The organism is Pseudomonas sp. GW821-FHT03A09 (assembly GCF_059421065.1).
On record NZ_JBWKUX010000003.1, the window covers coordinates 525,123 to 538,893 of the forward strand.

13 protein-coding genes are annotated in these 13,771 nt (G+C 58.5%); 7 read left to right on the forward strand and 6 right to left on the reverse strand.

The annotated features are described in order from the left end of the window. The first annotated feature begins 222 nt into the window (after positions 1 to 222). Positions 223 to 1,374 (forward strand): macrolide transporter subunit MacA, encoded by a 1,152-nt coding sequence (macA, locus tag AC07V4_RS07820; RefSeq protein WP_492635309.1) that lies wholly within the window; start codon positions 223 to 225, stop codon positions 1,372 to 1,374. 3 nt (positions 1,375 to 1,377) lie between these two features. Further along, complete coding sequence (locus AC07V4_RS07825; protein WP_492635308.1) at positions 1,378 to 3,336, forward strand: MacB family efflux pump subunit; 1,959 nt, start codon at positions 1,378 to 1,380, stop codon at positions 3,334 to 3,336. Positions 3,337 to 3,469: 133 nt separating this feature from the next. Here the strand turns inward: AC07V4_RS07825 and AC07V4_RS07830 are convergent, their stop codons facing one another. Together AC07V4_RS07830 and AC07V4_RS07835 are read right to left on the reverse strand one after the other, a co-directional pair. Then, positions 3,470 to 4,141 (reverse strand): helix-turn-helix transcriptional regulator, encoded by a 672-nt coding sequence (locus tag AC07V4_RS07830; protein WP_492635307.1) that lies wholly within the window; start codon positions 4,139 to 4,141, stop codon positions 3,470 to 3,472. Between the two features lie 232 nt (positions 4,142 to 4,373). Further along, positions 4,374 to 5,618 (reverse strand): methionine gamma-lyase, encoded by a 1,245-nt coding sequence (locus AC07V4_RS07835; protein ID WP_492635306.1) that lies wholly within the window; start codon positions 5,616 to 5,618, stop codon positions 4,374 to 4,376. A 123-nt stretch (positions 5,619 to 5,741) separates the two neighbouring features. Here AC07V4_RS07835 and AC07V4_RS07840 point away from each other — a divergent pair, with 123 nt between their 5' ends. Then, the gene (locus tag AC07V4_RS07840; RefSeq protein ID WP_492635305.1) at positions 5,742 to 6,212 is read left to right on the forward strand and encodes an Lrp/AsnC family transcriptional regulator; all 471 of its coding nucleotides are present in this window, start codon (positions 5,742 to 5,744) and stop codon (positions 6,210 to 6,212) included. On the opposite strand, the gene AC07V4_RS07845 is transcribed toward AC07V4_RS07840, so the two are convergent. Next, complete coding sequence (locus tag AC07V4_RS07845; protein ID WP_492635304.1) at positions 6,213 to 7,664, reverse strand: aminotransferase-like domain-containing protein; 1,452 nt, start codon at positions 7,662 to 7,664, stop codon at positions 6,213 to 6,215. A 128-nt stretch (positions 7,665 to 7,792) separates the two neighbouring features. Here AC07V4_RS07845 and AC07V4_RS07850 point away from each other — a divergent pair, with 128 nt between their 5' ends. The 4 genes from AC07V4_RS07850 to AC07V4_RS07865 all read left to right on the forward strand — a co-directional run bounded on the left by AC07V4_RS07850 (position 7,793) and on the right by AC07V4_RS07865 (position 11,654). Continuing rightward, positions 7,793 to 8,584 (forward strand): sugar phosphate isomerase/epimerase family protein, encoded by a 792-nt coding sequence (locus AC07V4_RS07850; RefSeq protein ID WP_492635303.1) that lies wholly within the window; start codon positions 7,793 to 7,795, stop codon positions 8,582 to 8,584. Positions 8,585 to 8,606: 22 nt separating this feature from the next. Beyond that, a complete protein-coding gene (locus AC07V4_RS07855; RefSeq protein ID WP_492635302.1) occupies positions 8,607 to 9,239 on the forward strand; it encodes a LysE family translocator in 633 nt (210 codons plus the stop codon). 79 nt (positions 9,240 to 9,318) lie between these two features. Continuing rightward, on the forward strand, positions 9,319 to 10,377 hold the full coding sequence (locus AC07V4_RS07860; RefSeq protein WP_492635301.1) for a diguanylate cyclase: 1,059 nt from the start codon (positions 9,319 to 9,321) through the stop codon (positions 10,375 to 10,377). A 47-nt stretch (positions 10,378 to 10,424) separates the two neighbouring features. After that, complete coding sequence (locus AC07V4_RS07865; protein WP_431749356.1) at positions 10,425 to 11,654, forward strand: M20/M25/M40 family metallo-hydrolase; 1,230 nt, start codon at positions 10,425 to 10,427, stop codon at positions 11,652 to 11,654. Positions 11,655 to 11,870: 216 nt separating this feature from the next. Here AC07V4_RS07865 and AC07V4_RS07870 read toward each other — a convergent pair whose 3' ends face one another. The 3 genes from AC07V4_RS07870 to AC07V4_RS07880 all read right to left on the reverse strand — a co-directional run. Beyond that, on the reverse strand, positions 11,871 to 12,284 hold the full coding sequence (locus AC07V4_RS07870) for a hypothetical protein (RefSeq protein WP_492635300.1): 414 nt from the start codon (positions 12,282 to 12,284) through the stop codon (positions 11,871 to 11,873). Positions 12,285 to 12,461: 177 nt separating this feature from the next. After that, the gene (locus AC07V4_RS07875; RefSeq protein WP_492635299.1) at positions 12,462 to 12,842 is read right to left on the reverse strand and encodes a hypothetical protein; all 381 of its coding nucleotides are present in this window, start codon (positions 12,840 to 12,842) and stop codon (positions 12,462 to 12,464) included. Next, positions 12,839 to 13,771: RHS repeat-associated core domain-containing protein (locus tag AC07V4_RS07880; RefSeq protein WP_492635298.1), on the reverse strand; the 933-nt coding region annotated here is incomplete at its 5' end. The genes AC07V4_RS07875 and AC07V4_RS07880, both read right to left, overlap by 4 nt.

The window sequence follows — 13,771 nt, forward strand, 5'->3', positions numbered from 1 at the left end:
TACGGGGCGCCGAAGATCAACAGCCAGATCAAAAGCAGATCAAAAGCAGATTGCTATCTCCCTGATGTATGGAGGTCCAAATGTGGGAGCGGGCTTGCTCGCGAAGAGGGAGTGTCAGTTGATGCATTGGTCGGCTGACCCACCGCTTTCGCGAGCAAGCCCGCTCCCACATTGAACCGTGCTCGCTTTAGAACGGACCTCATCACTTCTTTATGGTCATTTATGGAAAAGTCAAAGTTTCGCAAAGTAGGATTAGGCCTGGCAGTGGCGGTCGCGGTGGCATTGGCTATCTATACGGTGCAAGCCCCCGCAGATGCCCCGCAATACCTCACCGCCACCGCCGAACGCGGCGATATTGAAAACGCTGTATTGGCCACCGGCCTGTTGGAGGGCGTCAAGCAGGTCGATGTGGGGGCCCAGGTTTCCGGGCAGTTGAAGTCGCTCAAGGTCAAGGTCGGCGACAAGGTCAAGAAGGGCCAGTGGCTAGCCGAAATCGACCCGTTGGTCCTGGAAAACACCCTGCGCAAAGCCCAGGTGGATGAAGAAAACCTGCAGGCTCAGCGCCGGGCCACGGCGGCCCAGCTCAAGCAGGCCAAGTCGGTGTATGAGCGCTACAAAGGCTTGCAGGTCGACGAGTCGGTGTCGCGCCAGGACTTTGAGGACGCCGAGTCAAATTTCCAGGTGCAGCAGGCCAATCTGTTGTCCCTGGATGCACAGATCAAAAGCGCGCATATCCAGATCGACACCGCCAAGGTCAACCTGGCCTACACCCGCATCGTCGCGCCCATCGATGGTGACGTGGTGGGCATCGTCACCCAGGAAGGCCAGACCGTGATCGCCAGCCAACTGGCGCCGGTCCTGCTCAAACTGGCAGACCTGGACACCATGACCGTCAAGGCCCAGGTATCGGAAGCCGATGTGATCCATATCAGTCCCGGCCAGCAGGTGTATTTCACCATCCTCGGTGAGGCCGACAAGCGCTACTACGCCAAGCTGCGCGGCACGGAACCGGCGCCGCAGAACTTCCTGGAAACTCCGCCCGCCGGCACGCCGAAGCAAAACACCGCGGTGTTCTACAACGCGCTGTTCGACGTGCCCAACCCGGACCATCGCTTGCGCATCGCCATGACCGCTCAGGTGCGTATCGTGCTCGACACCGCCCAGGCTGCGCTGATGGTGCCGGTGGCGGCGCTGGGTGCGCGCAATAACGATGGCAGTTACCCGTTGCGGGTGCTGGATGCCAAGGGCAAGGCGGTGTCCCGGGACGTGAAGACGGGCATCAACAACAACGTCAAGGTGCAGATCCTGGAGGGCCTGGCCGAGGGCGACAAAGTGGTGATTGGCGACGCAACCCCTGCCGTGGCGGGGAGCTGACGCATGACCCAGCCACTGTTGGAACTCAAAGGCATCACCCGCAGTTTCATGGCCGGCGAGCGTGAATTCATTGCGCTCAAGGGTATCGACCTGACCATTCACGCCGGGGAAATGGTCGCGATCATCGGCGCTTCGGGTTCGGGCAAATCCACCCTGATGAATATCCTGGGCGGCCTGGACTACGCCAGTGCCGGCAGCTACAAAATCAACGGCATCGAAACCCGTTCATTGGGCGACGAGCAACTGGCAGAACTGCGTCGGGATTACTTCGGCTTTATCTTCCAGCGTTACCACTTGCTTGCGCACTTGAGCGCCTTGCACAACGTGGAAATGCCGGCGATCTATGCCGGTACGCCGGAAACTGCACGGCATAGCCGGGCACGGGAGTTGTTGGCACGGCTTGGGTTGTCCGGGCATACCACGCACCGGCCGAGCCAGTTGTCCGGCGGGCAACAGCAACGGGTGAGTATCGCCAGGGCCTTGATGAACGGCGGCGAAGTGATCCTCGCCGACGAACCCACCGGCGCCCTCGACACCCACAGCGGCAAAGAGGTGATGCGTATCCTCGCCGAGCTGCACGCGGCCGGGCACACGGTGATCATCGTCACCCACGACCCCAAGGTCGCGGCGAATGCCCAGCGTATTGTGGAGGTCTGCGATGGCGAAATCGTCAGCGACAAGGCCAACGACAGTGTCGGCCTGGACCTGCCCAGCGAAGCCCCCATCGAACCCAAGCGCAGTGGGGCACGCCGCCTGGTGGCAAGCCTGGGATTGTTCAAGGAGGCGTTCAACATGGCCTGGGTCGCGCTGATTTCCCATCGCATGCGCACCTTGCTGACCATGCTCGGCATTGTCATCGGCATCACTTCGGTGGTGTCGATCTCGGCCATCGGCGAGGGTGCCAAGCGCTATGTGCTCAAGGACATCCAGGCGATTGGCAGTAACACCATCGACATCTTCTCGGGCACCAGTTTTGGTGACAGTCGGGCGTCGGCCATCGAGACCTTGATGCCGTCGGATGTGGAGGCGTTGAACCAGCTGTATTACGTCGACAGCGCCACGCCGGTGGTGGGCCGCAACCTGTTGCTGCGCTATGGCAACATCGACCTGGATGCCCAGGTCAATGGCGTCAGTGACCGCTACTTCAAGGTCAAGGGCTTGAAACTCGAAGCTGGGATTGCCTTCAGCGAAAGCGACGCACGACGCCAGGCACAAGTGGTGGTGATCGATCACAACACTCGTCATCGCCTGTTCGGGCCGAATGTCGACCCGCTTGGCCAGGTGATCCTGGTGGGCAACCTGCCGTGCACGGTGATTGGCGTGACGGCCGACAATAAAAACATGTTCGCCGCCAGCAAAGCGCTGAATGTGTGGGTGCCTTACGAAACAGCGGCGGGACGTCTGTTGGGCCAGCGCCATCTGGACAGCATCACTGTGCGCATCAAGGACGGCCAGCCGAGCAAGGTGGTGGAAGACAACGTCAATAAACTCATGCTGCAACGCCACGGCACCAAGGATTTTTTCACCAATAACCTCGACAGCATCATGCAGACCGTGCAGAAGACCAGTCGCTCCTTGGCGCTGCTGTTGTCATTGATCGCGGTGATTTCGTTGCTGGTGGGAGGCATCGGGGTGATGAATATCATGCTGGTGTCGGTCACCGAGCGCACCCGCGAGATTGGCATTCGCATGGCGGTGGGCGCGCGCCAATCGGATATCCGTCAGCAGTTTCTGGTGGAGGCGGTGATGGTGTGCCTGATCGGCGGGGTGATTGGGATTTCGCTGTCCTACGCCATCGGCTATCTGTTTTCGCTGTTCGTGAAAGAGTGGGAAATGGTGTTCTCCGTGGGCTCGATCATCACCGCGTTTGCCTGTTCGACGTTGATCGGGATTGTGTTTGGCTTTGTGCCGGCGCGGAACGCGGCGCGGCTGGACCCGATAGAAGCGCTGGCCCGGGACTAAGCCCTTCCCAACAATGAAGATCAAAAATGTGGGAGGGGGCTTGCTCCCGATAGCGATAAGTCAGTTAACACATCATCAACTGATCCACCGTAATCGGGGGCAAGCCCCCTCCCACATTTTGATCGGTGTTCGTCTATAGGCCTGTTGTGTCTTCGGTGGCGTACATCCACCGCAACAATGAATGTCGCCCGCTGATGCCCAGCTTGATCGCCGCCCGCTTCAGGTAGCTTTCGATGGTATTGACCTTCAGCGCCAATTGCTCCGCCAACTCCGGTGCGGTGCGCCCGGCCAGCAGGCCGACACACACTTCCAGCTCACGGTTGGACAGGGTCAGCCCGGATTGCACCAGGCGTTCCTGGATGCGTCGACGCAGGGTTTCGATCCCCTGGTTTTGTGGGGCCAGCGGTGTGTTGTCCTGGCGGCATGGCTGGATCGCGATGATGTGTTTTTCCACCATCGGCAGCAGCAGAGTGGAAAAGTCCAGCAGCATGCTGCGCTCTTGCGGTGAGAAGCTTTCGGATTGGTGGGAGCGGTACACCGACAGCACGTAACGCATGTCATCCTTACGGCGTGTGAGGTGTAGCTGGGCGGCGGGTTGTTCTTGATCCAGGGCGAGGACCGAATCGGTGTAGACCGGGCTGATCTTACGGCGGGTGTGCCCCGTGCAACTGACCTGCAATTGCGAAATATGCGTAGCGTCCACTGCCAGTTGGGTCAGGATGAGGTCATGCAGCAAACGTGGGAAATGGCGACTGCCGGTGCTGGCGATGACCTTGCCTATATGTGGGAACAGGTGTGAGTTCATCAGTTCGTCCATGAATTTCAGGTGCAGGTATTCGGCTTTATAACGGCGGGGTTTAACAAGCTGGCCAATGCGAATAACCCACAGTGATAATGCTTTCCGCCGGCACGTATGCTAGTACAGCCTGGCGATTGCATGGGGATCCAATCTATAAAAAATCAGATTAAAAAAGCATAACGATGGTCGGACCAGTCCGACCACCGTTTGTGGGAAAGGATAACGCTGAGCGTGGGGCTTATCTCACAGCATGCGCGGTGACCGAGCGCGGGCGCGCCGCTTCACGGGTGCACTTGGCCAGGGCCTGTTGAATATCGGCGAGCAGGTCGGCGACGTCCTCTAGCCCCACCGACAAACGCACCAGACCTTCACTGATGCCATGGTGCGCCCGTTCCTCCGGAGTGTAGGTGGAGTGGGTCATGCTCGCCGGGTGCTGGGCCAGTGACTCCGCATCGCCCAGGCTGACCGCGCGGGTGAACAGTTTGAGGGCGTTCATGAAGCGCCGGCCGGTCTCGATCCCACCCTTGAGTTCAAAGGCGATCATGCCACCGGCCATTTTCATCTGGCGTGCCGCCAATTCGTACTGTGGGAAAGAACGCAGCCCGGGGTAGGTCACCCACTGCACGGCGGGGTGCGCCTGCAGGGTTTCGGCCACTGTCTGGGCGCTGCTGCAGTGGCGTTCCATGCGCAGGGCCAAGGTCTTGAGGCCACGCATCAACAGTGACGCGTCCTGCGGTGACATCACGGCGCCGGTCAGGTCCTTGAGCCCTTGCAGGCGAATGCGTTGCGCCAGGGCGTGGCTGCTCACCGCAATACCAGCGGTAATGTCGCCGTGCCCGCTGAGGTACTTGGTGGCCGAGTGCACCACCACGTCGGCGCCCAATTCCAGGGGCCGTTGCAGGTAGGGCGTGCAGTAGGTGTTATCGACCACCACGGTGACATTCGGCTGCTGGTGGGCGAGCTGGGCCACGGCGGCGATGTCGACCAATTGCAGGGTGGGGTTGGCCGGGGTTTCGCAATAGATCATGCGGGTGGCGGGGGAGAGTGCATCCTGCAGGGCGGCCAGGTCGGTCAGGTCGACATGACGAACCTTGATGCCGAACTCGCCGATGCCATGGTGCAACAAAGCGAAGGTGCAGCCATAGAGGGTCTGACTGACGATGATTTCGTCGCCGGGACGCAGCAGGGTCCAGAACGTTGCGGCAATCGCGCCCATGCCAGAGCTGAACGCCACCGCCGCCTCGCCGTTTTCCAGGGTGGCCATGCGCGATTCCAGCAGGGCCAGGGTAGGGTTGGAAATCCGTGTATAGAAGTGACCGTTCGCCTCACCGGCAAAGCAGGCGGCGCCGTATTCAGCGGTCGGGAAGGCGAACGTGGCGGACAGGTAGGTCGGCGGCACCAGGGCACCATGATGGTCCTTGGGGTCATAGCCGTGGTGGATGGCGCGGGTGGAAAAGCCGAATGCATTGTGTTTATTGTTCATGTCGGGCGCTCCTTATTTCCTACAATGCTATGCTCATAACCAGAGATGAACGTTGCGAAATTTGTTGGAAAATCCCGCGCCAGGGGATGAAAACCCTATAAAAATAATGATTAGAGGCACGTTATGCCCATCAGTCTGGACCGCACCGACAAAGCTCTTTTAAACGCGCTGCAAGGCAATGCCCGCCTGACCGTGGCCGAATTGGCCGACCGGGTGGCCCTGACCACTTCGCCGTGCTGGCGGCGGGTCAAAAACCTGGAAGACAGCGGGGTGATCAGTGGTTACCAGGCGATTTTGTCGCCCAAGGCCCTGGGCTATGGGGTGACGGCATTTGTCAGCATCATGATGGAGAGCCACACCCAGGACATTGCCCGGGCGTTCGAGAAGCGGCTGTTGGAGATCCCGGAGATCGTGGCGTGCCATAACGTGTCGGGGCGCTATGACTTCTTACTGGAAGTGGTGGCCAAGGACCTGGAGTCGTTCGGCGAGTTTGCCAGGGAGGTCTTGCAGACCCTGCCTTGTGTCAAAGAGATTTATTCGAGTTTTTCCTACAAGTCGGTCCGGCCGTTGCGGGTGATTCCGCTGCCGGGTTGATCAAGGCGCGATACACACTTGGGCACCTAAGCCGCCGCTGACACGATTGCTCAACGTCAATTGCAACAGCGTCTCAAATATCTGTTGCACCCGTGGCTCGTCACTGTGGGCCACATTGAAGCGCATCGAGTCAGCGTGTGCCGGGTCATAGCCAAACAGCGCGCCCGGCGCCAAGACCATGCCCTGTTGCAATGCGGCCTGGGCCAGCCGTTCGCCGTTCACGCCGGGTGGCAAGCGCGCCCAGATAAACATCCCGCCTTCATAACCCATAGGCAGTTCGCAGCCGCACCGCTTGAGCCATTGCTCGACCCGTCCACCCGATTCCATCAACCGTTGCACCATGCGCTTGCGGTGCTTGGTGTAGCTGCCTTCGCTGAGCATGCGGTACACGATCTGCTCGAACAGTTCAGAGGTCACGCCACCGCTCATCAGCTTCATATGGGTCAGGTTGGCCGCCAGTTGCGGGGCGGCCACCACATAGCTGACACGGGTGTTGGCGCTGAGGATTTTCGAGAAGCCTGACAGGTAGGTGACGTGGTCCAACCCGGCCAAGGCCGCGAGGCGCGGGGAGGGGGTGGGGTGCAGGTCGCCGTAGAGGTCGTCTTCGACGATATGGCAGTGGTACTGCTGGGTCAGTTGCAACAGGCGAAACGCCTGGCTGGGGCTGAAGGAGTGGCCAGTGGGGTTTTGCAGCACGCTGGTGGTGAGGTAGAGAGTAGGTCGGTGTTCGGCCAACACCTGCTCCAGTGCGGCGAAGTCGAAACCCTCGGGGCGACGCTGGATCGTCACCACCTTGACCCCGTGCAGGGCCAGGTTGGCGTGGAAGTTGAAGTAGCACGGCGCGTCCAGCAGCACGGTGTCGCCGGGGCGAGCCAGCAAGCGCATGAGCATGTCCAGGCCTTGTAGCGTGTTGGGCGTGGTGATGATCTGTTCCACCGGCACCGACAGGCCCTCGGCGTGCAGCTTCTGTTGCAGGGCTTGGCGTAACGGCAACAGACCGGCCGGCGTGCCCAGCCCGGCGAGACGCAGGGACGGTGCGCGTACCACGCTGCGCATGGCTTGGCGGAGGGTCTCGGTGTTCAACCAGTCTTCCGGCAAATGCCCGCTGCCCGGGCGCAGCTCGCTACCAGCGCTCACCAACGGGCGCCGCAACACGCTGAGCAAGTCCTGGGGCAGCAGATCGACCCAGGCCACCGACGCCGGCCGCGTGGTTTCCATCGCAACGAAATACCCACGGCCTTGACTGGACGTCAGCAGGTTGCGCCCACGCAAGCGATCCAGCGCCTCATTGAGGGTGAACTTGCTGACGCCCAGGGTCTGGGTCAGCTCACGCACCGACGGCAACTTGCTGCCGGGCGCCCACTCACCGCTTTCGATGGCCTGGCTGAACGCCTCGACGATCTGCTGGACCTTTGGGGTGCCTTCCCTAAAAGCGATGGCGGTTACAAACATAAACCTTCCTTGTGTTTTCTGGTGATTTTACCGGTGAAGTTAGGCCGGATTAGGCATTACTTTACCTGCCTTGTGCAAGGAGGCTGCCCTAGACTGCGGGCCATCGCATCACCGCAAAGGCCCACGCCATGCCAAACGAACTGATCAACCCCGCTGTGCTGTTCTGCAGAGGGTTAGCGCAACAGAAATACCAAGGCGCTGAAAAAGGCCTGCAAGCCGCTGCCGAAGGTGGCTGCACCCATTGGTATATCGACGGCAGCCTGTATGGCGAAATGGTTGAGGACTGGACCGAAGCACGTATCGCCAAGCTGCAAACGCAGATGGCCGTCACCGGCGTTACACCGATTTACCATGGCAACTTCAAGGCGCCGCTGGGCAGCGACGTCGAGGCCTTTCGTGGGGCGGCCGTGGAGTACGTGAAAAAAGAGATCGACATCGCCAGTCAGTTGGGTGCGCCGTTGATCATCCACGGCGGTTGCCTGGTCGAGCCGAACCGGGCGCAGATGGCCAGGCAGATTGCCCTGGAGCACTACCTGAAGTCGGTGCAGGAACTGGCGCAGTACGCCGAGGCCAAGGGCACGGATATTTATTTGGAAAGCCTGGCCCACTACGTCAACTACCGAATCTTTACCGACGCCGCGCAATACGCCTGGGTGGCCGAGCGCCTGCAAGCACAGCGCAATGTCTACTTCTTCCTGGGCGTTGGCCACGCCCACATCGAGAGCGGTCTGCCGGCGCAAGTGCTCCGTCAGTATCACCCGCGGGTCAAGGGTATTGCCTTCGGCAGCGGCGACTGCACCGATACGGTACAGGCCATGGTCGACACCCAGTGGAAAGGCCTGGTGACGTTCGAAACCCATCATCAAACCACCCATCAAGCCCTGGCTGACTTGGCGGCGATGTACTTCAACTTCCTCTGATCTCTCTCCAAGGCCCCGGACCATGACCAGTGCGCTGACGCTGTCTTCGTTTCTCTACTTTCTATTGTTCTGCGCCACCATGACCTTCAGCCCCGGCCCCATGACCCTGCTGCTGTTGAGCCTGGGCTTGAAGGACGGCCTGCGGCGTTCGATCCCGGCGCAGATCGGCGCCAGCGTGGCGTACCTGATTTCAATCCTGATCTTTGCCGTGGGCTTTTCGGCGTTGATCAAGGGCAACCTCGCCATCACGCAGACCCTCCAGTTTGTCGGCGTGGCCTATATGCTTTACCTGGCCTACAAACAGTGGACCAGCAGTGGTGTGTCGATCGACCAGGGCGGGCCGGTTGCGGGTTCACGCAGCCTGTTCGGCAAGGGTCTGTTGACCGGTTTTTCCAACCCCAAGACCCTCATCATGTTCAGCGCCGTATTTCCACAGTTTGCCGGGGCAGGGGGGCACAACTCCCTGGCGGATATCGCGGTGCTGGGGTTGACCTTCCTGCTGCTGCAATTTGCCAGCGGCTGCCTGTATTGCTATTTCGGCCAGCGCATCCGGCATGTGCTGGAAAATCCCAGGCGACGTGTGTGGTTGCAGCGGTGCACGGCGGTGTTGTTGCTGGGCGTCGCATTGATGCTGGCGCGCGGGTTTTCCCACTGAAGTATTAGCCTATAAGCGGTAGTGGCGATTTGACGTTGCCCTGATAGACTCCAGGCACTCATCCAGGACGCCCCACACCATGCCAGCCGCCGGAGGAAAAGGACTTCCGCTTGCTTCGCGCTTGTACAAATCCCGTGCCCTGGGGCTGACGCTCGGCTTTGTGTGTGTGGTGTTTGGCATGTACCCGTTGCACCCGTCCTTCTGGGTCTGGGCCTGGATGGTGATCAATGCCTTTGTGTGGCCGCACCTGGCTTACCAATGGTCGTGTCGCGCGAGCAATTCACTACGCTGTGAGCGGCGTAACCTGTTGTTCGATTCCTTCTGCGGTGGCTTCTGGGTTGGTGCCATGCACTTCAACCCGCTGCCCAGTGTGACCACGCTGTCGATGATGAGTATGAACAACGTTGCCATCGGCGGGCCGCGTTTTATGCTCACCGGTTGGGTCGCGCAAGCGTTGGGGATTGGTACGTCGCTGCTGTTGTTCACGCCAGCATTCATTGCGGTGACCACCGCGACCCAACTCTACGCTTGCCTGCCGATCCTGATGGTGTACCCCCTGGCCTTGGGCTGGATTTGCTATCGCCAAGCCGTGACCCTGGCCCGGCACAAGCGCGAACTGCTGGCCCTGAGCCGCACCGACAGCCTGTCCGGCCTGCTCAACCACGGCGCATGGAAAGACCATCTGGAAATCGAATTTCAACGCTGCCGCCGTGGTCAGGCCGGTGCGGCCATTGCCTTGATCGACATCGACCACTTCAAGACCATCAACGACACCTACGGCCATGTGACCGGTGACATTGTGTTGCGCCAACTGAGCAAAGTGCTGCGCCAGAACCTGCGCGCCACGGACCTGGCCGGGCGCTACGGTGGCGATGAATTCTGCGTGATCCTGCCGGGCATGCCGCTCAACCGTGCCACCGAAGTGATGGACGCCTTGCGCGATCGCTTCAACGCCCTGGCGTATGCCCAGGACCCGACCTTGCGCGCCAGTTTGAGTATCGGCCTGGCGCCGTATCAACCGACCCACGCCGATTCCATCAGTTGGCTCAATGACGCTGACCTGGCGCTGTACGAGGCCAAGAGCAGTGGACGCAACCGGGTCAGTGCGGCGCAGGGGAGTTTGTTGCGCTCGGTTTAGTGGGGTAGGGTAGCGCGGCACCTCCCAACAAAAACAAGGATCGGTTCATGCTTTTTACCTTCTCCCGTACCCTTCTGGCCGCGACCCTGGCCTTGTCCTTCGCCGTGCCGGCCTACAGTGCCGAACCCCATAAACAGATCCAGGCGGACGCCGAACAGTACAAGGCCGAGGCGTTGAAACTGCTGGAACGCCTGGTGAATATCGACTCAGGCTCCGGCTACGAGCCGGGCCTGACCCAAGTGCGCGACATCGCAGTGGATGAGTTGAAGCAGCTCGGTTTCAGTATCGAGCTGGTGCCGGACAAGGCGGCGAACAACAGCCACGTGATCGCCACCCTCAAGGGCACCGGCAAGGCCAAGATCCTGCTGATGGCCCATATGGACACCGTGTTCAAGGAAGGCTCGGCGGCCGAACGTCCGTTCCACATCAAGGATGGCCGCGCCTATGGCCCCGGCGTGATGGATGACAAAGGCGGTATCGTCGCGGGCATCTACGCGCTGAAAGTCCTGAAAAACCAGGGCTTCAAGGACTACGCGCAAATCACCTTCCTGCTCGACGCCAGTGAAGAAACCGGCTCCGAGGCGGCCTCCGAACTGATCCGCAAAACCGCCAAGGCTCACGACGTGACCTTGAACCTGGAGCCCGGCCGTCCGGCTGATGGTTTGGTAGTGTGGCGCAAAGGCAGTGCCACTGCCGTGGTTGAAGTCAAAGGCAAAGCCGCCCACGCCGGTGTCGCTCCGGAACTGGGCCGCAACGCCGCCATGGAGGCTGCGCACCAGATCCTGCAACTGGGCAAGCTGGGTGATGAAGAGAAGAAAACCACCATCAACTTCACCGTGCTCAAGGCCGGTGACCGCGTCAACGTGATCCCCGACCAAGCCACCGCCAAGGCCGACGTACGCGCCGCGTTGCCGGAAGAGTTCGACCGCATCGAGAAGGACCTGGCGCGCGTATCGGCCAACAAACTGATCCCCGACACCGAAGTGACCACCAGCCTGCACCGTGGTTTGCCACCGATGCCGCAGACGCCGGAGTCGGACAAGTTGGTGGCGATTGCCCAAGGGATCTATGGGGAGCTGGGGCGCAAGCTGACCATCGAAGGCAGCGGCGGCGCGGCGGATGCGAGCTTGTCCGCCGGGGTGGGTACACCGACGTTGGATGGGTTTGGGATTGTGGGCGGGAATATCCACACGCCGGAGGAGTATGCGGAGGTGGAGAGCGTGGTGCCGCGGGTTTATTTGCTGAGTCGGATGATTATGGAGCTTTCGAAGCGGTGATTAGATCGGCTCGCTCGTCCGCTTATTCTGGATGAGCGAGCTTTGTAGTGAGCAGGCTTGCCCTGCGCTGGGCTGCGGAGCAGCCCCAAAACAGGCGCCGCCGATTTAACTGAAGAAATGCATTGCCCCAATGGGGGCCGCTTCGCAGCCCAGCGCGAGCAAGCTCGCTCACTACAGGGTTTCGGAGATTAGGGAGAGTATTCATATGAATAGGGATTAGTTGAATTTTTCATAGTCTTGGGCGCCCAGTGAGGCTAGCCATTGTTTAAAGAAGTCGATTTGTTCTTGTGGGTTATTTGTAAGGTTTTCTTCTTCGTAGTCGAACAAGTGCACTATGTTCTCGTTAGTAGCTTGCTTGCCTAAAGTCATTTCATATGCAACAAGGCCGGCGCTCATCTGAGAAGCCATTCTTGAGGGCTTGACATTTAGCTTGGCACCTTTGCAAAGGAAAGTTATGTGGGGGAAGTCTGCTCTGATTTTTGCAAGGCAAACATACATATCTATTCCTTCGTAAATTTTTCTGAAGTTGTCGGCTTCTGAAAATGTCATTATTGATTTTATGGTGTCGTACTTTACGGTTGCTTCTGTTATTTTGTTGTTGATTTTTACGGATATTTTTTGTGATTTCATTTTGCTTCCTGTTTGAGTTTTTAGTTAAGTGTTTTACATGTTTTTTATCGATTTTTACTGTAGGTGAGGTGGTTTTTTTTGATTGCTCGGAGTCCGCTGCTGCTTGAATAAGGTTTCCAATTTTAATTATCAGTTTTTGATTGTTGTTTTTACGGCTGCCAGCGACGATGGTCACTTCTAAGTCGATTCAGCCCAACATTGACAGAAGCTATGTTGCTCCTCTATGTCATTGGTCAGATCGTTTTCCTCATAAGAGAAAATATGCACAAGTTCGCCGTTTGGCTGCCCCATCGTCATTTCGTAGGCAACGAGGCCATTTGACATATGTGAGGACATTCCTGACGGATGGACATTGATTTTGGAACCCTTGCATAAGAATTTTATTTCTTTTAAATCTGCTCTCAATAAACCGAAGCTTTCATATAAATCCAAAGCAGTATAGGTTTTTCGCATCCCGTCGTTCAGCACTAAGTGAAGGGTTGGCTTGCCTCCTTCGTATTCGATAGCTGCGCTTTCACGTATACCGTTTTTGATGATGGTGATTTCACGTGATTTCATGGGTGCTTCCTATTAGGATTCAATATTGTATATCCCTTGTAGGTGCCATCTTCGTTGACTGGTGAGGCGCCTAGAATATCTTTTGTGTCTATGCGTCCGGGGATTGCGATTTCTGATTCATTGCTGTGTTTGGAGCGTATGCCCAGCTCCTTGTTGACGTCTCTCCCTGGGATTTTTTTAAGAGTATAGAGAAAGCCTTCTTCGAAACCGAAATTTGAGGCGAATACTAGCGCTTGCTTTCTTTTAGTCGAAGTGGGTACGAAGTAGCTAGGTGGGCTTGCGTTGTTTATGGAGTGCAGAAAAAGGTCTGTGCTTGCTCCTCTACTTTCGAATCCATTTTTAAAAATCTCGTCTGGGTTTCTCAAGTCTCCACGATATAGATATTCGCGTTTTTTGCCCGAATTGGGTAGGGAGGGGGCTTCCTCATGTACCTTTGCTGGTTCGTTTGGGTTTTTACGTTTGGTCTTGGGGTCGCAATCGCCCACGCCTGGGCAGGTGTTCAAACCGAGGGGATCCACCCACCCTGTAGGATTAGGCACGTACTGGTAGGCATTGATCCCACCCGCCAACTTCACCGGGTCCGGCGTCAGGTACCGACCAATATCCGGATGGTAGTAACGATGACGGTTGTAGTGCAGGCCGCTTTCCGCGTCGAAGTACTGACCTTGGAAGCGCAACGGGTTGTCGATTTTGCCGACATCGAGGCGGGCGATTTCGCCGTAGGCGCGGTAGTGGGCGGACCAGACGATTTCGCCTTCGCTGTCGGTCAGCTCTTGCGGGGTGCCGAGGTGGTCGAGTTGGTAGTGGAAGGGTTTTATATCTTTCGGGCCAAAACCTTCCAGTAACGCCAAAGGCCGGAAGCTGTCCGGCTCGTAGACATAACTGCGATGACGTTGCGCCTGATGCTCGGCAATCAGCTTGTCGCCTTG